This is a genomic window from Pseudomonas sp. GW101-3H06, assembly GCF_059424605.1.
On sequence record NZ_JBWKZO010000001.1, the window covers coordinates 3,583,090 to 3,600,425 of the forward strand.

Here is a 17,336-nt window from a genome sequence, read left to right on the forward strand (position 1 = left end):
CCAAAACGCCGGGATCGACTAATCTGCTGGAGATAACAATAACGACAGGTGATTGCAGTGAGGCAGACCACCGAAGCATTCCGCAGCCGTTACCGCGCCAACATTCATCCGCTCTACAACCCGTGGCTGCATGGCGCCTTCGTTCTGCTGTTCGGCATTGTGGCCATTGCCGCATTCTGGAGCACCGTGCACCAGGTGCAACCGCTGGCGTGGCTGGCAGTGCCGCTGACCTTGTTGTTTTTCAACCTGGGGGTGTACCTGGTGCATCGGCACCTGGGCCATCACAAAAAAGCCTTCGCGCGCATGTTTTACTCTCGCCATGCCGGCGACCATCACAGTTTTTTCGCCCCCGGGTACATGACCTACGACAGCGCCTGCGACTGGCGGGTCATTCTGTTTCCGGCCTGGTTGATCGTCTTGCACACCCTGGTCATCGCCTTGCCGGTCTGGTGGCTGCTCAAGCAGTTCGATGCCAACGCCGCCGGGCTGGTGGCGGGCTGTCTGGTCCTCGGCTACCTGGCCTATGAGGTGTTTCACGCCTGCGAACACCTGCCGCCGCACAATCCGTTGACGCGCCTGCCGTGGATCCGCCAGATGCGGCGCCTGCACGAATTGCATCACCGCCGCGAAATGATGCAGGAGCGCAATTTCAACATCGTTTTCCCGCTGATGGATTATCTGTTCGGCACCCTCTACTGGGAGCCGGAGCAGGCCACCCCGTACCCGACGAGAACGCCCATGACCCGCATGAAGCATCAGATCGAGATTGCTGGAAACCCCATCGACGTACTCGCCTACGCCAGCACCGTGACCCGTTGGCCGGAGTGGCATCCGTCGTCGCTCAAGATCAACGGACAACGAGGCCCCCTGCATGCCGGTGCGCGGTTCGAAGAGGACATCCGGGCCGGCGGGCGTGACGGGCATCTGAGCTGGGTGGTGGACGAGTACCTGCCGGGGCGACGCTGGATTGCCCAGGCTCAGGGCGACCACGGTCTGTCGTTGATTCTGACGTATGAGTGTGAGGCCAAGGGCGACGGCACGCGGTTTATCCGCACGCTTGAGTATCGGTTCAGCGGCCTGGGTATGCTTATCGCCAACAAACTGCTGCTCAGGCGCAGGATCGATCGCGAGTCGGCGGCGTCAATGCTGGCACTGCGCGAAATGGCGCAAAAACACCTGGCGCCGTCAGGAGTCAACGCGTGAGGCAACGGATCAGATTTCACCACTGCCTGTTGCTGGTGATCATTGCCATCGGCGCGTTCCTGCTACTGATGCCGACCCAAGTGCAACCGGTGGCCTGGACGCCGCAGCCCGCGCCGTCTCTCACCAGCGGCGTCTATGCCGATAATCAACGTCTCAAGGGCATGGAGCGGGTCGGCGCCGCGAACATCGACGGCCCGGAGGCGCTGCTGCTGGAAGGCGATGCGCTGATCACCGGCTTACATGACGGTCGGCTGTCCGCACCAGTCTCGACGGCAAGGTCACCAAAGTCCTGGCCGATACCGGTGGCCGGCCCCTGGGCCTGGCTCGGCACCCCAATGGTTTGCTGGTGATCGCCGACGCGGTCAAGGGCTTACTGTCGCTGGATGCCCAGGGTCGCCTGGTGGCAATGACCACGACAGCCGCCGGCATGCCCTTCGGTTTCACCGATGACGTGGCCATCGATAAGTCCGGGCACTACGCCTATTTCAGTGACGCCTCCAGCCGCTTCGGCTACGGCGAAGACGGCGAGGCCATCATCGAGCACGGTGGCGACGGACGCTTGTTGCGTTATGACTTCCAGACAGGCAAGACCACGGTATTGCTGGACAAGCTGGAGTTTGCCAATGGCGTCACCCTGGGGCCGGACGACGCCTTTGTGCTGGTTAACGAAACCGGTGCCTATCGCATCAGCCGTTACTGGCTGAGCGGCCCCAAGGCCGGCACCCACGATCTGTTCATCGACAACCTGCCGGGGCTGCCGGACAACCTGGCATTCAATGGCCGCGACCGTTTCTGGGTGGCGTTGTATGCACCGCGTAACGCGCTGCTCGATGCCACAGCGCCGCATCCGTTCGTGCGCAAGATGATCGTGCGGGCCCTGAAGGTCCTTCCCAAACCGGTAGAGAAACGCGCGTTTGCCCTGGGCCTGGACATCGACGGCAAGGTGATCGCCAATTTGCAGGACGGCAGCAGCGGCAATTACTCGCCGGTTACCACGGTGCGTGAGTATGGGGAGTGGTTGTATTTCGGCTCGCTGAAGGCCAAGAACATGGTGCGGCTGCCATTGAGTACCGCCTTGGAGAAATAGCGAGGATCAAAAATGTGGAAGCGAGCCTGCTCGCTCCCACAGGGACTGTCGGTGTTTTTTTCGCGGGGAAATTTGTTTCATGTGGCACCTCGCATGGAGCCCGATGTTCGGACTCTGAACACTCGAGGTGCCGGTTTTAATCGCCGTTCCAACGGTTCAATCACCGGTCGTCGGTGACTCATTACGCTGAATCAGGACGACGACTGGAGTTGTTTGACGATCTTGTCCTTGACCTCCAAGCGCTTCGCCTTGAGCTTGGTCACCGCGTCATCGCTGGATTTGGCTTCCTCTGCCTCCACCACAGCTTTATCCGCCTGGGAATACTTGTTGATCAGTGAATCCAGTAACGGATCCTCGGCGCGTTTCTTCTGGATTTCTTCCTTTGTGCGTTTCAGATCCTGAAAAAGGTCGTGGGGCACCGGCATGGAACACCTCCGTTTGTTAATCGGTAGCAAACGCGACTGATTGCGTTCGCCAACTATCAGAATGGCCTTGGTTGGCCGGTTCTGTCGACCATCTGTCTGACCAGCGGTGTCCGTTCGTCGCCCTGTATCAAAAACGATAAAACCTTTGCCCGGGCGCCAACCTCCACAGGTTAACGATCACCTCGATCACTTGTGTGGAGAAGCACCTATGGACGGATTCAACTTGCGCCACCTTGCTCTGGCCGTTGCCTTGAGCACCAGCATCGGCACTGCATTCGCAGCGACCTCCAACGACTTTGTCGACAAGGCCGCTGCTGGTGGCATCGCTGAAATCGAAACCAGCCGCCTGGCGCTGGAAAAAAGCCAATCGGCTGACATCAAAGAATTCGCCAGCATGATGATCACCGATCATGGCAAGGCCAACGATGAACTGGCGACCATCGCAAAAAAAAATGACATCGAAGTACCGGATGACACAACGCTGGTGAAGCAGGCCAAGGAAAAAATCCTCGATATGCGTGACGAATCTTTCGATGCGGCGTATGCCAACAATCAGGTCAAGGCCCACGAAGAAGCCATTGAGCTGTTCGAGAAGCAAGCCAACACGGTGACGGATGACAGAACCAAAGGCGCTACCGAGCTGAAAGGCTTTGCGCAGAAAATGTTGCCGGGGCTCGAAAAACATCTGGATATGGCGAAAAAACTCCAGGCTTCCCATCCGAGCAAATAATGGAGCTGTGATCCTTGTGGCGAGCGAGCTTGCTCGCGCTGGGCTGCGCAGCAGCCCCAAAAACCTGACAACCTTTGCGATCTCAGTGCGATTTTTGTGAGTGCTGCGCACTCAAGCGGGAGCAAGCTCCCTCGCCACATATTTTGTGTCTGCCTGCCAGTTTTATGTCCGCCACCTAGCCACCATCCGTGTCGATATCGGCATCCGTGTCATCGCTGGGCTTGGGTCGATCCGGGTTGGGCTTGAAGCCCGGACTGAATTCATTGTCGTTATCGGTATGGCGGTTTTTCTGGTCAACCGCCGTATCACCGCTCTGTGGCTCCGGGGTGCTTTGCGGGGGTTCGCCAAGATTTTTCTCTTTCATAAGAACCTCGTTCATCACTGCAAGTACGCGGCCGAAACACTCGGGCCTTGTAGTTTCGAAGTCACGACGCGGTCAACGTTCCCTTCATCAGCCTCCCACAGAACAATTGTGAACGCCAAAGACCCATTGTGGGAGCCGGCTCCGGGCGGCGATCCGACGAAGAGGCCCGCAGATTCACCGCCCATTCAAGCCAAGCCCAAAGTCCTGGCAAGGAACGGCGCCGTCCGACTCTTTTTGCTCTTGGCCACTTTCTGCGGTGTGCCCGCCACGACAATCTTGCCCCCCTGATCCCCAGCCCCGGGTCCGATATCAATCACCCAGTCACTTTGCGCCACCACGCGCATTTCATGTTCGACAACGATCACCGTGTGCCCCGCCTCCACCAAGTTGTTCAACTGTTCAAGCAAGCGATCGACGTCCCGCGGGTGCAGCCCGGTGGTGGGTTCATCGAGCACGTACAGCGTCGCCCCGCGCTGATTGCGCTGCAGCTCGGTGGCCAGCTTGATGCGCTGGGCTTCGCCGCCGGACAGCTCCGTCGCCGGTTGGCCGAGACGCAGGTAACCCAGGCCGATATCGCGCAGTACTTCCAACGAACGACGCACGGCTGCTTGCTCGGTGAATACCTCGACCGCTTGGTCCACGGTCAGTTGCAGCACCTGGGCGATATTGCGGCCCTGCCAAGTGATTGCCAGGGTTTCGGGGTTGTAGCGGGCGCCCTGGCAGGTCGGGCACGGCGCATAGACGCTGGGCATGAACAGCAACTCGACGCTGACAAAACCCTCGCCTTCGCAGGTCGGGCAGCGGCCCTTGGCGACGTTGAAGGAAAACTGCCCGGCGTCATAACCCGCGGCCTGGGCCTCGGGCGTGGCGGCGTAGAGCTTGCGCACGTTGTCGAACAGCCCTGTATAGGTCGCCAGGTTGGAACGCGGGGTGCGGCCGATGGGTTTCTGGTCGACTTGCACCAGACGCTTGATCGACGCCAGTCCCGCCGTGACCTGGCCACCGCTGACTTGCGGGGCATCGTCTTCCAGGCTCGGCTCTTGCGAGTCGCTGTCAGTGGTCGGGCGACCGAGGTGCGCACCGACCAGTTCCAGCAAGGCCTGGCTGACCAGGCTCGATTTGCCCGAACCTGAAACCCCGGTCACCGCGGTAAAACACCCCAACGGGAACTCGACGTCGAGGTTGTTCAGGTTATTGCGGGTGATGCCTTCCAGACGCAGCCAATCGCTTGGCTTGCGCAAGGCTCGGGATTTGACGATGTGCTCGGCGAACAGATAAGCGCGGGTTTGTGAGTCAATGACATCGGCCAGCCCCATGGGCACGCCGCTGTAAAGCACCCGGCCACCATGCTCGCCCGCCGCCGGGCCGACATCGATCAACCAGTCGGCGCGGCGCATGGTTTCCAGGTCGTGTTCGACCACGAACAAGGTGTTGCCGGCGGCTTTCAAGCGTTGCAGGGCCTCGAACAACGCCTCGCCATCGGCCGGGTGCAAGCCGGCCGATGGTTCGTCCAGCACGTAGATCACACCAAACAGCTGCGAACCCAACTGCGTTGCCAGGCGCAGGCGCTGCAATTCGCCGGACGACAGTGTCGGGGTGCTGCGCTCCAACGCCAGGTAACCGAGGCCGAGGTCAGTCAATGTGCTGACCCTTTCCAGCAGGTCCTGGGCGATCCGTTGCGCGGCCAGGCGTTTTTCCACCGACAGGTTCGGCGTGTGCCGTACATCCGGCGCATTGGCGTGACCACTGGCGCCGTGGGCGACGCGCTGTTCGCGGGCTTCGCGGGTCTGGCGGTGGGTCAGCACCTCACCCGCCTCCTCGCCCTCCTGCAGATACTGCTCGGCTGCCACCGGCCTGAGTACGTCGGCCACTTGCAGCAATGGCATCTGCGATAACTCGCCGATGTCGTAGCCGGCGAAGGTCACCGACAAGGCCTCGCGCTTGAGGCGTTTGCCGTCGCACAACGGGCAAGGGCTGCCGAGCATGAATTGCGAGACGCGCTTCTTCATCAGCGCACTTTGCGAATGGGTGAAGGTGTGCAGGATGTAGCGGCGCGCGCCGGTGAAGGTACCTTGGTAACTCGGCTCCATTTTGCGCTTGAGGGCGGCCCGGGTTTCTTGCGGGGTGAGCCCGGCATACACCGGCACCGTCGGGGTTTCTTCGGTGAACAGAATCCAGTCGCGCTGTTTTTTCGGCAGGTCGCGCCAAGGGATATCAACGTCGTAGCCCATGGTCACGAGGATGTCCCGCAGGTTCTGGCCCTGCCAGGCCAATGGCCAGGAAGCGACCGCACGCTGGCGAATGGTCAGGCTCGGGTCCGGTACCATCAACGCCTCGGTGACTTCATACACCCGGCCCAAGCCATGGCATTCGGCGCATGCGCCCTGGGGTGTGTTCGGCGAAAAGTCTTCGGCGTACAGCATCGGCTGCCCCGCCGGATAACTGCCGGCACGCGAATACAGCATGCGGATCAGGCTCGACAGGGTCGTGACGCTGCCCACCGAAGAACGCGTACTGGGCGTGCCACGTTGTTGCTGCAAAGCCACTGCCGGTGGCAAGCCTTCGATGGAATCGACATCCGGCACCCCGACCTGATCGATCAGGCGCCGCGCATAAGGCGCCACGGATTCGAAATAACGGCGTTGCGCCTCGGCGTACAGGGTCGAAAACGCCAGGGAAGATTTCCCCGAACCCGACACCCCGGTGAACACCACCAGGGCATCGCGGGGGATATCGACATCGATGTTCTTGAGATTGTGTTCCCGGGCGCCGCGCACCCTGACCATGCCTGAGGGGGGAGTTGAGGTGCGCGTTGAAGTCATCGGGTCGCCTTACTTAAATTACTGAAAAAACACCATTCCCTTGTGGGAGCGAGCCTGCTCGCGAAGGCGATCTGTCATTCAACATGGATGTTGCCTGACACTCCGCTTTCGCGAGCAGGCTCGCTCCCACAATGGTTTTTCTTAGCCATTGAGGACGGTGCGGATCATCCGGGTCAGCGCTTGCGGGCTATAGGGCTTGCTCAGCAAATGGGTGTCGGGGCTGAGTTGGTGGTTGCGCGAGATAATGTCACGGGTGTGACCGGACGTGAACAGCACAGCCAAAGGTGGGTTCTGCACTTTCGCCCACGCCGCCAGGTCAGAACTCTTGATCAGGCCGGGCATGACCACGTCGGTGAAGATCAGGTCCACCACCACGCCCTCCAGCAACATCTGCATGGCGACGTCGGCGTTGGGTGCCGTCAGCACCTGATAACCCTCTTCGCGCAACAACTCCACCGTCGAAGTGCGCACGGCTTCATTGTCCTCGACTACCAGAATCCGTTCGTGCCCACCCCGTTGCGCAATATCAAGGACTGCTACCTCACTGTCCGCTGTACGCAGGCTGCGCGGGAAATACAGCTGCACCCGGGTGCCCTCCCCGACGGTGCTGGACATCTCGACATGCCCACCGCTCTGCTTGACGAACCCGAATACCATGCTCAGGCCCAGCCCCGTGCCCTGGCCGTCGGGCTTGGTGGTGAAAAACGGTTCGAAGGCCTGTGCCAGCACTTGCGGCGGCATGCCGGAGCCGGTGTCGGCCACCGTCACACGCACATAGTCGCCGGCGACGATACCTTTACCCGCGCAGAACGCGCGGTCGAGGGTGATGTTGTCGGCACTCAACTCAATGATCCCCTCACCCTTCATCGCGTCCCGGGCATTGATCGCCAGATTGAGGATGGTGTTTTCCAGTTGATTGCGATCGACAAACACCGCCCAGGGATCTTCGGCAGCGCTCATATGGATCTGGAGGGTTTCCCCCAGGGCACGCTGCAACAGCTCGCCCAGGCCGTCGAAAATTTGCTGCGGCGTGCAAATCGCCGGGGACAGCGGCTGGCGCCGTGCGAAGGCGAGTAATTGCGAAGACAGTTTGGCGCCACGCTCCACGGCAGCAATCGATGCCGCCACACGGCGTTGCACGTTGGCATTGTCGGGCTCATGACGCGCCAGCAAGTGCAGGTTGCCGGCGATCACTTGCAACAGGTTGTTGAAATCGTGGGCCACGCCACCGGTCAAGCCGCCAATGGCTTCGAGCTTCTGTGACTGACGCAGTTGCTCTTCCGCCGCCAGACGCGCTTCGACTTCGTCAGCGACGCGCTGCTCCAGATTACGGGTGAACTTGAGCAAGGATTCTTCGGCCGTCTTGCGTTCATGGATGTCGATCAACACCCCTGGGAAACGAAACGGCTCACCCTGTTCATCAAACTCGCAACAACCGCTGGCGAGTACCCACAAATAAGTGCCATCGGGGCGCAGCACCCGGTATTCGGCGTTAAAGGGTGCGGCGGTTTTCATGGACTGTTTGACTTGCTCCTGAACCCAGCTGCGATCATCAGGATGGATGTGCGCTTCGGCGATGTCCTGGGGCAGGTTGTCCAGGGGTTGCCCGGCAGGATAGGAAAAGGTGCGGGCAAAGCGTTCATCGCCGCTCAGTACGTCAGCCTTGATGTCCCAGACAAACGAGCCGAGCAAAGCCCCGGCATTGAGTGCCAGGCGCACCCGTTCGTTGTCGGCGCGATAGGCATTTTCGGCGGCCTGACGCAGGCGTTCGGAAATCACGAATTCGGTGGTTTCGACCACCATTGCCATGACGCCGGCGGGACAGCCGTCATCGTTGGCGACCGGGCTGTAATACAGATCCAGCCAGACGTCTTCGGGGACCCCGTCGCGCAGCAGCACCAGCACTTTGTTGCGGTAGGACAACGTGCCGCCAGCGAGGCAGGTATCGACCACATGCCGGTTGAAATCGGCCACTTCCGGCCAGCCCAGCTCCACCGGCGAACCCAACAGGTAGGGATGGCGCCCGCCGGCAAATGTCGAATAGGCGTCGTTATAGATCATGTAGCCGGGCCGCCCCCAAAGCATCACCATCGGCAGCGGCGAGGCGAGCATCAGCTGTACCGTGCTGTTCAGGCTCCTTGGCCAGGTATCGATGGCGCCAAGCTCGGTGTGGCTCCAATCGAACGCACGAATGCGCCCGGCCATTTCGCCGCTCCAGCCGGCACACCCGTGGCTATCGTCTAGAAACTGCATTGGCTGGCTCTGTATCCGGTGACTGCACCCGTTTGTTTCGAGCATCGCGGATGCCAATGGTTTCATAGAGGTATAGCTGATTCTCGCGGGCTCCATGGCAAGCAGAGATGCCTGTGGGAGCGAGCCTGCTCGCTCCCACAGGTTACAAGCCCGGATCAAGTGATGCGCTACACCTCAATCAAATGCTTGAGCGGGTTGTAGCTGGTTTTCAGCGTGGCGGCCACGTCGAGAATTGCCTTCTCGATGCCATTGAGGTGCATGCAGGTCAGCTCGATCGCTGCACTCTGGTTGCCCGCTTCGATGTACTCGATCAATCGCAAATGTTCGTCGTCGCGACAGGCTTCGTGGCTGTCGTCATCCAGGGCAGCGGCGTACAGCGAAGCCCGGGAAATCAGTTTCTGGAACCAGTCCAGCAACACCGGATTGTTCAAGCTGCGAGCGAGTTTGATGTGGAACTCACCAAGCAGATGAATCAACCGCTCATGGTCGCCACTTTGGTGCGCTTCGTCTTCCAGCAACAGGTGATCGCGCAAGTCCTGGGTCACGGCGGTGTCGCGCCGACGGCACAACTCACTGACGATGCCGATCTCGATCAGACGCCGGGTTTCGAACAAAGAGCGGATCTCTTCGTCGCTGGGCAACGAGACCGACGCACCTTTATTGGGCTCGGTGGTGACCAGGCCATCGGCCTCCAGTTGCTTGAGCGCGGCACGAACCGACGTGCGGCTGACATTGAAAAGTTCAGCCAGCGAGGCCTCGCCGAGCTTCATGCCAGGCCGCAGGGTGCGTTTGCTGATCGCCTCGTAAACCCCTTGATAGACGCGGTCGACCGTGGTCTCCAGTTTTTTTTCCGCCATTCGATGACTCCTTGAGCGCTACGCAACCGGCCCCAGGCGAATGAACAGCCTTGAAAAAGGGGGTTGCATGAGCAGGTTAATCCGGGTATTTCTAAATTGCATCCAGATTTTGCATACAATAATTAGAGGAATGCACCATTATGGGTCATCCAGTTGCAATTGAAGTGCGTAACGTCTCCAAGCGATATTCCGACGATCCCGGCTTGGCACCGGCCCTCGATCATGTATCGGTCGATATCGCCGACAACGAGTTCTTCACCCTGCTTGGCCCCTCCGGCTGTGGCAAAACCACCCTGCTGCGCACCATCGCCGGCTTCGAGCACGTCAGCGACGGTGAAATCCGCCTCGCCGGCGAACCGGTCAACGACTTGCCGCCGTTCAAGCGGCGGGTCAACACAGTGTTCCAGAGTTACGCGCTGTTTCCGCACATGAGTGTTGCGCAGAATATCGCCTTCGGCCTCGAGATGCAGGGTCTTGATCGCAAGCTGATCCCGCAGCGGGTCGATGAAATGCTGGCGCTGGTGCAAATGCAGCACTTGGCCCGACGCAAACCGGCAGAACTGTCCGGTGGCCAGCAGCAACGGGTGGCTCTGGCCCGGGCCTTGGCGCCGAAACCCAAAGTGCTGCTGCTCGACGAACCACTGTCGGCGCTCGACCTCAAGCTGCGCAAGGAAATGCAGGTCGAGCTCAAACGTGTGCAAAAGGAAGCGGGCATCACCTTCATTTTTGTCACCCACGATCAGGAAGAAGCCCTGACCCTGTCCGATCGCATTGCCGTGATGTCCGCCGGCAAGATCCTGCAGATCGGTACGCCCAACGACATCTACGAACGGCCGCAGCATCAATTCGTCGCCCAGTTCATTGGTGACATCAACTTCCTGCCCGGGCACCTCAAACGCGGGCAAAACAACGAACACCTCTTCGTGCCCAGCGGCATGCCGGTGGAAATCCCCTGCCCGGCCCAAGGCATCGACGGCAAGGTGCAACTGGCGTTCCGCCCGGAGCGTTCGCAACTGGTGGACCCGGCGCAACCACACCACCTGCGTGGGGTGATCGAGGCCGTGCTGTACGTCGGCACCGCAACCCTCTACCAGTGCCGCTTGAACAACGACATCAAGGTCATGCTGCGTGAAAACAACGAAGGCCTGAACCGCAGCCGTGGCGTCGGTGACCGCGTGGCGGTCAACCTGCCGCCCCACGCCTGCCTGTTGATGGAGGCCTGAGATGAGCGTCAGCAGCACTTCTCCCGCCCTCAACCGTGCGCTGCTGCTCAGCCCGGTGGTTCTGACCCTGCTGGCCCTGATCGCCATTCCACTGGGCATCATGGGCTACATCAGCCTGCTGCCGCGCAACGTCTATGGTGGCGTCGACTGGCAGGCCGACTGGCAATTGCAAAGCTACGTGCAGTTGTTTTTCCAGGAAGGATTCGACGGTGAGCTTGAGCTCAATTGGGTCTACGCCCAGGTACTGTTGCGCTCGGTGTTCCAGGCCGGTGGCACCACCGTGCTGTGTTTCCTGTTCGGCTTTCCGGTGGCGCTGTGGATGTCGAGCCTGACACCCCGTCGACGCAACCTGATGGTACTGCTGATCACCATCCCCTTCTGGACCAACCTGCTGATCCGCAATTACGCATGGCTGATCATCCTGCGCGAACAGGGCTGGGTCGCCCAGAGCCTCAATGCGCTGTTCCCCAATGCCGGCGGCATCACCCTGCTCTACAACGACTTCGCCGTCAGCGTCGGGCTGGTCTACAGCTTCCTGCCGTTCATGATTCTGCCGATCTACTCAACACTGGAAAAACTCGACTGGCGTCTGGTGGAAGCGGCCTATGACCTGGGCGCCAACCGCTGGCATGCGCTGCGGCGGATCATTCTGCCGCTGTCGATGCCGGGCGTGATTGCCGGTTCCCTGCTGGTATTCGTGCCCAGCCTCGGCGCCTTCATCACGCCGGCCATTCTCGGCGGCGGCAAGACCCTGATGATCGGCAATCTGATCCAGCAACAGTTCGGCACCGCGCGCAACTGGCCGCTGGGCAGCTCTCTGTCGTTCCTGTTGCTGGGGATTCTGCTGCTGTCCCTGGTGCTGTACGCCCTCTACAGCCGCAGCGCCGCCAAAACAATTCGTCGGGGAGCCACCGCATGATCGCCCTGCACCTGAAAAAACTGCCGATGACCCGGGAAGTCAGCCTGCTGATCCTGGCCTACCTGTACCTGCCGATCTTCGTGCTGATCGCCTACAGCTTCAACGCCAACCGCTCGGCAACGGTATGGACCGAGTTTTCGTTCGACTGGTATGGACGCATCCTGGCCAACCCGTCGATCCAGACCGCCGCGCTGAACTCGATCATCGTCGCCGGCATCGCCACAGTGTGCGCCACGGCGATTGCCTTGCTCGCGGCTCTGGCGACTTACCGGCCGTTCTACGGGCAGAAGATGGTCGAAGGCGGGATCAACCTGCCGCTGATCCTGCCGGAAATCGTCACTGCCGTCGCCACCCTGCTGTTGTTCATGGCGCTGGGGATCAAGCTCGGTTTGCTGACGGTGATCGTCGCCCATATCGGCTTTTGCATTCCCTTCGCCTACCTGCCGATCCGCGCGCGGCTCAATGACCTGGACAAGAGTCTGCTGGAAGCGGCGAACGATCTGTACGCCAATCCGTGGCAGGTGTTCCGGCGGGTGACGCTGCCGCTGTTGTGGCCGGCGGTGCTGTCCGGTTCGGTGCTGGCGTTCGTGGTCAGCCTCGACGATTTCATCATGACCTTCTTCGTCGCCGGCCCCGGTTCCACGACCCTGCCGGTGTACATCTTCTCGGCGATCAAGGCCGGCGTAACGCCGGAGATCAATGCGATCTCGACCCTGATGCTGGTGATTTCCATCGTGCTGGTGGTGCTGGCCTTCTGGCTGGGACAGCGCGGTAAAAACCAATAATCCTGGAGCGTTTCACTCATGAAAAAGAACATCAAGAATATGTGTTTCGCCGTCACCGGCCTGGCCCTGAGTTGCTTCACCACCTTCAGCGCCCAGGCCGCCGAACCCAAGCAACTGTTCTTCTACAACTGGACCGATTACTACCCGGTCGACCTGCTGGCCAAGTTCGAAAAGGAGACCGGCATCAAGGTCACCATGGACGGCTACGACAGCAACGAAACCCTGCTGGCCAAGTTGCAGGCCGGTGGTGCCGCCTATGACGTGATCGTACCGTCGCAGTCGATCATGCGCACCCTGATCAACCAGAACCTGCTGCTGGAAATCGACGCGCCGACCCTGCCCAACTTCCAGTACGTGAAGCCGGCGTTCCGCGACCCGAGCTTCGACCCCGGCCGCAAGTTCTCGGCACCGTACCTGTGGGGCACCACCGGGTTCTCCTATGACAGCGCGCGGGTGCCTGGCGGCAAGCTCGATGACTCGTGGAAAGAGTTCTTCGAGCCGCGCAAGGAACTGCAAGGCCAACTCGCCGCCCTTGACACGTCCAGCAGCGTGATCAACGCCGCCAGCCATTACCTGAACGTCGACGAATGCACGGAAAACCCGCAGGACGCCAAACGCATCCTGGAACTGCTGCAAAAACAGAAGCCGTTCCTGAAGATGTACAGCTCGGACAACACCGTCGACCGCATGGCCTCCGGCGAGGTGATCATGATGCAGAACTGGAACGGTTCTACAGCGCGGGCCACCTTGCAGAAGAGCACCATCAAGTACGTGTATCCGAAAGAAGGCCTGGCGATGTTCCAGGACAACTTCGCCGTACCCAAAAGCGCACCGCACCCCGGCAACGCCAGGATCTTCATCGACTGGATGATGAAACCGGAAAACGCGGCGGCCGTGTCCAACGCCATCGCCTACGCCAACGGCATCCAGAGCGACAAGTTGATCGATGCCAAGTGGCGGGTCATGGATGCCATCAACATGCCCGACGAATTCGCCTCGCGCCTGCGTCCTGAAAAGGAATGCAGCAACAAGGCGCGGGAACTGCAGGACCGGATCTGGGCGAAGCTCAAGGGCTGATCTGAAACCCAGTCGCGGCCTTCGCGAGCAGGCTCGCTCCCACATTTGAAATGCATTCCCCTGTGGGAGCGAGCCTGCTCGCGAAGAGGCCCGTCCTGACAACATAAAATTTGAGGTATGCAATGACCCACCCCCGCTGGCTACGCAACGTGCGCCCCTACGGCGCCGCCGCCGAAGACCTGCTGATCGAAAACGGCCGCTTTACCCAGCGTCGCCCGGCCTCGACCAGCGAACTGCTCGCCACCGACATGGACGGCCAGAACCAATTGCTCACCGCAGCCCTGGTGGAAAGCCACGTGCACCTGGACAAAACCCTCTGGGGCCAGCCCTGGCGTCCGAACAGTGCCGGTCCGACCCTCAAGGACTACATCGCTAACGAGCGTCGTGTACTGCGCGAAGTCCAAGCCCCCATTGCACAACGGGCCGGTGCCCTGCTGGAGAACTGCATCGCCCGTGGTTCGCTGACCCTGCGCTGCCACGTCGACATCGACCCGGAATTCGGCCTGCGCCATGTCGAGGCCATGCAGCAGTTACGTGAAAAATACCGCGACTTGATCGACCTGCAACTGGTGGTCTTCCCGCAAACCGGCCTGATCAGTCGCCCCGGCACCGCCGAACTGATGCGCGAAGCCATGGCATTGGGGGTGGAGAACGTCGGCGGCCTCGACCCCTGCGGTATCGACAACGACCCCATCGCGCAACTGGACTTCGTGTTCAAACTGGCCAGCGAGTACGACCGTGGCGTCGACATTCACCTGCACGACAAGGGCGAGTTGGGCCTGTGGCAGATCAAACTGATCGCCGACTACACCGAGCGCTTCGGGCTTCAGGACCGGGTGATGATCAGCCACGCCTACTGCCTGGGCATGCTGCCGTGGAACCAGGTCAAACCGGTGGCCGAACGTCTGGCGGCACTGGGGATTTCGTTGATGAGTTCGGCGCCGGCCGATTGTGCGGTACCTCCATTCCTCGCCTTGCGCGAAGCCGGGGTGAATGTGTGCCTGGGTTCGGATGGCATCCGTGATGCCTGGTCGCCCATGGGCAACGGCGACATGTTGGAGCGGGCGATGTTGCTGGCGTTCCGTTTTGACTTGAACAAGGACGAGGAACTGGCAGCGGCATTCGACGCAGCGACCGTGAATGGTGCGCGGGCACTGGGCTGTGATGGATATGGCGTGGAGATCGGTCGGCCTGCGGACTTTTTGCTGATGCCGGTACAGACCCTGGGTGAAGCCGTGGTGTCGCGCCCCCTGCGTCAGGTCTATCGCGGCGGGCGGTTGATTGCTTCGGGTGGCCGTTTGCAGGACAGCCGTTTGTGAAGCGCATCGGCCTCAAAAGCAGCTGCGTGGTCGGCTTCGACGGCATGCAACATGTTCTCTGGCGCAACGGTGAGGTGGTGTTCGAAGGCTCGCACATCGTGTTCGTCGGCCGCGATTATCCGGGACCGGTGGATCAGTGGATCGACTACGGCAACGCGTTGATCGGCCCCGGGTTCATTGACCTCGATGCTTTGGGCGATCTCGATTCCACGGTGTTGACCCTGGACAACGGCGACGAGCGCGACATGGGCCGGATGTGGTCGGCGCAGTATCTGGCGCGAGGACCACGGGAAAGCTACAGCCCGGACGAAGAAGCCTTCAAGTACCGCTACGCCTTCACGCAGCTGATCCGCAACGGCATCACCACGGCCATGCCGATTACCTCGATGTACTACCGTCAGTGGGCGGAAAGCTACGACGAATTTGCGGCGGTGGCCGGTGTGGCCACCGAGCTGGGGCTGCGCACTTACCTCGGCCCCTGCTACATGAGCGGCATGAGTTACTGGCAGGCTGACGGCACGCTGGCCCACCACTGGGACGAAGCCCGGGGCATGGCCGGACTCGACGCGGCGCAACGGTTTTTCAAGGATTTCGACGGCACGAATGAGGGCCTGATCCGCGGTGCACTGCTGCCGGACCGCATCCAGACCTGCACTCCGGCGCTGTTGCAGCGCACCGCTGCACTGAGCCGGGAACTCAATGCGCCGATGCGTCTGCATTGTTGCCAGGGCCTTGGCGAAGTGGCGATGGTCGAGCATTTGCGCGGTGCGTCACCGTTGGGCTGGTTGCAGCAACTTGACCTGCTGACCCCGCGCAGCCTGCTGCCCCACGGCATCTACACCCGTGGCGATGATGACCTGCAAAGGGTGGTGGACGGTGGTGCCAGCCTGGTGCATTGCCCGGTGGTGTTCGCCCGGGACGGCGAGGCATTGGACTCTTTCGGTCGCTATCGGGCCAAGGGCGTCAACCTCGCCCTGGGCACCGACACCTGGCCGGCGGATTTGCTGGACAACATGCGCCAGGGCTTGAACATCGCGCGACTGATGGAGGGCGGCAACACGTTGACCAGCACGCTCGATCTGTACAACGCCGCCACCCTCGGTGGCGCCAGGGCCCTGGGCCGCGATGACCTTGGGCGACTGGCGCCGGGAACAAAGGCCGACATCACCGTGTTCAACCTGCGCGGCCTGCACCTGGGGCCGCTGTTCGATCCACTGAAAAACCTGGTGTTGGCCGGGCGCGGTGACGACTGCATCGCCAGTTGGATCGACGGCCGCTGTGTGATGCAGGACGGTCAGGTCAACGGAGTCGACTACCCCGCCCTGCAGCGCCAGGCCCAACGACAATTCGAAAAACTGATGCGCAGTCACAGCGACCGGGCCTTCGGCCAACCGGACTGGAAAACCCTGTTCCAACCGGCCATCCCCTTCGCCGACGACTACAGCGCACAGGCGCCACTGAGCGCCATTGATCCACTTCCTTAGAGAATGCTGCCCATGCAAAGCTTCGACTTCAGCCAACTGAGCCCACGGGACAAGTACAAGATTCTGATCGGCAGCGTGGTACCACGACCTATTGCCCTGGTCACCACGGTCGACGGCGAAGGTCGCGTCAATGCCGCGCCGTTCAGCTTTTTCAATGCGCTCTCGGCCGATCCGCCGATCCTCGCGTTGGGCGTGGAGAACTACGGTGATCAGAGCCCCAAGGACACCACGCGCAACATCCAGCTCAACCAGCAATTCACCGTCAACATCGTCAGCGATGCCCTGGTGGAAGCCATGAACGTCTGCGCCGTGCCCTTCGCCCCCGGTTTCGACGAGCTGACCGCCGCCGGCCTCACCGCCATTCCCGGCACTACGGTCAAATGCCCGCGCATCGGCGAAGCCCCGGTGGCACTGGAATGCCGGCGAATGATGGCGCTGTCCATCGGCCAGTCGCGGGAGATCATCTTGGGTGAAGTGCTGATGGCCCATGTGCGGGACGAACTGATCGACCCGAAAACCCTGTACATCGATCAACTGGGGCTCGATGCGATTGGGCGCATGGGTGGCCATGGCTATGCGCGTACCCGGGATTATTTCGATTTGCCCACCCGGTCGTTGCAGGCGTGGACGGATGCACCGGGGGGTGGGGAGCGGTTTTGGCCGGTGGGTAAATAATCCGCGGTTGCACAATACCTGTGGGAGCGAGCCTGCTCGCGAAGGCGGTCTGTCAGTTGACATCAATGCTGAATGTGCCGGCCCCTTCGCGAGCAGGCTCGCTCCCTCACTGA

Annotated in this window: 14 protein-coding genes and 1 pseudogene; 10 read left to right on the forward strand and 5 right to left on the reverse strand. The window is 61.0% G+C overall.

The window, feature by feature from the left end:
- Positions 1 to 57 precede the first annotated feature (57 nt).
- Positions 58 to 1,203, forward strand: a complete 1,146-nt coding sequence (locus AC07ZE_RS16280) for a sterol desaturase/SRPBCC family protein (protein ID WP_207265701.1) — start codon at positions 58 to 60, stop codon at positions 1,201 to 1,203.
- Positions 1,200 to 2,290: pseudogene (locus tag AC07ZE_RS16285) on the forward strand (SMP-30/gluconolactonase/LRE family protein). Before AC07ZE_RS16280 ends, AC07ZE_RS16285 begins: the two are co-directional and overlap by 4 nt.
- 191 nt (positions 2,291 to 2,481) lie before the next feature.
- On the opposite strand, the gene AC07ZE_RS16290 reads toward AC07ZE_RS16285, so the two are convergent.
- On the reverse strand, positions 2,482 to 2,715 hold the full coding sequence (locus AC07ZE_RS16290; protein WP_008059225.1) for a DUF465 domain-containing protein: 234 nt from the start codon (positions 2,713 to 2,715) through the stop codon (positions 2,482 to 2,484).
- A gap of 208 nt (positions 2,716 to 2,923) precedes the next feature.
- Between AC07ZE_RS16290 and AC07ZE_RS16295 the strand changes: the two genes are divergently transcribed.
- Positions 2,924 to 3,445, forward strand: coding sequence for a DUF4142 domain-containing protein (locus AC07ZE_RS16295; RefSeq protein ID WP_207265702.1), 522 nt, complete (start codon positions 2,924 to 2,926; stop codon positions 3,443 to 3,445).
- A 175-nt stretch (positions 3,446 to 3,620) separates the two neighbouring features.
- On the opposite strand, the gene AC07ZE_RS16300 is transcribed toward AC07ZE_RS16295, so the two are convergent.
- The 4 genes from AC07ZE_RS16300 to AC07ZE_RS16315 all read right to left on the reverse strand — a co-directional run bounded on the left by AC07ZE_RS16300 (position 3,621) and on the right by AC07ZE_RS16315 (position 9,741).
- On the reverse strand, positions 3,621 to 3,809 hold the full coding sequence (locus AC07ZE_RS16300; protein ID WP_095194664.1) for a hypothetical protein: 189 nt from the start codon (positions 3,807 to 3,809) through the stop codon (positions 3,621 to 3,623).
- A 185-nt stretch (positions 3,810 to 3,994) separates the two neighbouring features.
- Positions 3,995 to 6,631, reverse strand: coding sequence for an excinuclease ABC subunit UvrA (locus AC07ZE_RS16305; protein ID WP_207265703.1), 2,637 nt, complete (start codon positions 6,629 to 6,631; stop codon positions 3,995 to 3,997).
- A gap of 141 nt (positions 6,632 to 6,772) precedes the next feature.
- Entirely contained in the window at positions 6,773 to 8,836 is a 2,064-nt protein-coding gene (locus AC07ZE_RS16310) for a hybrid sensor histidine kinase/response regulator (RefSeq protein WP_207267834.1), read from the reverse strand.
- Positions 8,837 to 9,051: 215 nt separating this feature from the next.
- Positions 9,052 to 9,741 (reverse strand): GntR family transcriptional regulator, encoded by a 690-nt coding sequence (locus AC07ZE_RS16315; RefSeq protein WP_207265704.1) that lies wholly within the window; start codon positions 9,739 to 9,741, stop codon positions 9,052 to 9,054.
- Between the two features lie 140 nt (positions 9,742 to 9,881).
- Here AC07ZE_RS16315 and AC07ZE_RS16320 point away from each other — a divergent pair, with 140 nt between their 5' ends.
- The 7 genes from AC07ZE_RS16320 to AC07ZE_RS16350 all read left to right on the forward strand — a co-directional run bounded on the left by AC07ZE_RS16320 (position 9,882) and on the right by AC07ZE_RS16350 (position 17,223).
- Positions 9,882 to 10,964: an ABC transporter ATP-binding protein gene (locus tag AC07ZE_RS16320; RefSeq protein WP_095194660.1), complete on the forward strand. Its 1,083-nt coding sequence runs from the start codon at positions 9,882 to 9,884 to the stop codon at positions 10,962 to 10,964.
- 1 nt (position 10,965) lies between these two features.
- On the forward strand, positions 10,966 to 11,883 hold the full coding sequence (locus tag AC07ZE_RS16325) for an ABC transporter permease (protein WP_207265705.1): 918 nt from the start codon (positions 10,966 to 10,968) through the stop codon (positions 11,881 to 11,883).
- The gene (locus tag AC07ZE_RS16330; RefSeq protein ID WP_207265706.1) at positions 11,880 to 12,668 is read left to right on the forward strand and encodes an ABC transporter permease; all 789 of its coding nucleotides are present in this window, start codon (positions 11,880 to 11,882) and stop codon (positions 12,666 to 12,668) included. The genes AC07ZE_RS16325 and AC07ZE_RS16330 overlap by 4 nt, the downstream gene beginning before the upstream one ends.
- A gap of 18 nt (positions 12,669 to 12,686) precedes the next feature.
- Positions 12,687 to 13,745, forward strand: a complete 1,059-nt coding sequence (locus AC07ZE_RS16335) for an extracellular solute-binding protein (RefSeq protein ID WP_207265707.1) — start codon at positions 12,687 to 12,689, stop codon at positions 13,743 to 13,745.
- Between the two features lie 122 nt (positions 13,746 to 13,867).
- The gene (locus AC07ZE_RS16340) at positions 13,868 to 15,064 is read left to right on the forward strand and encodes an amidohydrolase family protein (protein ID WP_207265708.1); all 1,197 of its coding nucleotides are present in this window, start codon (positions 13,868 to 13,870) and stop codon (positions 15,062 to 15,064) included.
- A complete protein-coding gene (locus AC07ZE_RS16345; RefSeq protein WP_207265709.1) occupies positions 15,061 to 16,548 on the forward strand; it encodes an amidohydrolase family protein in 1,488 nt (495 codons plus the stop codon). The genes AC07ZE_RS16340 and AC07ZE_RS16345 overlap by 4 nt, the downstream gene beginning before the upstream one ends.
- Positions 16,549 to 16,560: 12 nt before the next feature.
- Positions 16,561 to 17,223: a flavin reductase family protein gene (locus tag AC07ZE_RS16350; protein WP_207265710.1), complete on the forward strand. Its 663-nt coding sequence runs from the start codon at positions 16,561 to 16,563 to the stop codon at positions 17,221 to 17,223.
- Positions 17,224 to 17,336: the final 113 nt, after the last annotated feature.

What these genes read in the sequence shown, in the direction of transcription:
- AC07ZE_RS16290 (WP_008059225.1), bottom strand. Translation starts at nt 2,715, where the DNA reads ATGCCGGTGCCCCACGACCTTTTTCAGGATCTGAAACGCACAAAGGAA.
- AC07ZE_RS16295 (WP_207265702.1), top strand. Translation starts at nt 2,924, where the DNA reads ATGGACGGATTCAACTTGCGCCACCTTGCTCTGGCCGTTGCCTTGAGC.
- AC07ZE_RS16300 (WP_095194664.1), bottom strand. Translation starts at nt 3,809, where the DNA reads ATGAAAGAGAAAAATCTTGGCGAACCCCCGCAAAGCACCCCGGAGCCA.
- AC07ZE_RS16305 (WP_207265703.1), bottom strand. Translation starts at nt 6,631, where the DNA reads ATGACTTCAACGCGCACCTCAACTCCCCCCTCAGGCATGGTCAGGGTG.
- AC07ZE_RS16310 (WP_207267834.1), bottom strand. Translation starts at nt 8,836, where the DNA reads ATGGCCGGGCGCATTCGTGCGTTCGATTGGAGCCACACCGAGCTTGGC.
- AC07ZE_RS16315 (WP_207265704.1), bottom strand. Translation starts at nt 9,741, where the DNA reads ATGGCGGAAAAAAAACTGGAGACCACGGTCGACCGCGTCTATCAAGGG.
- AC07ZE_RS16320 (WP_095194660.1), top strand. Translation starts at nt 9,882, where the DNA reads ATGGGTCATCCAGTTGCAATTGAAGTGCGTAACGTCTCCAAGCGATAT.
- AC07ZE_RS16325 (WP_207265705.1), top strand. Translation starts at nt 10,966, where the DNA reads ATGAGCGTCAGCAGCACTTCTCCCGCCCTCAACCGTGCGCTGCTGCTC.
- AC07ZE_RS16330 (WP_207265706.1), top strand. Translation starts at nt 11,880, where the DNA reads ATGATCGCCCTGCACCTGAAAAAACTGCCGATGACCCGGGAAGTCAGC.
- AC07ZE_RS16335 (WP_207265707.1), top strand. Translation starts at nt 12,687, where the DNA reads ATGAAAAAGAACATCAAGAATATGTGTTTCGCCGTCACCGGCCTGGCC.
- AC07ZE_RS16340 (WP_207265708.1), top strand. Translation starts at nt 13,868, where the DNA reads ATGACCCACCCCCGCTGGCTACGCAACGTGCGCCCCTACGGCGCCGCC.
- AC07ZE_RS16350 (WP_207265710.1), top strand. Translation starts at nt 16,561, where the DNA reads ATGCAAAGCTTCGACTTCAGCCAACTGAGCCCACGGGACAAGTACAAG.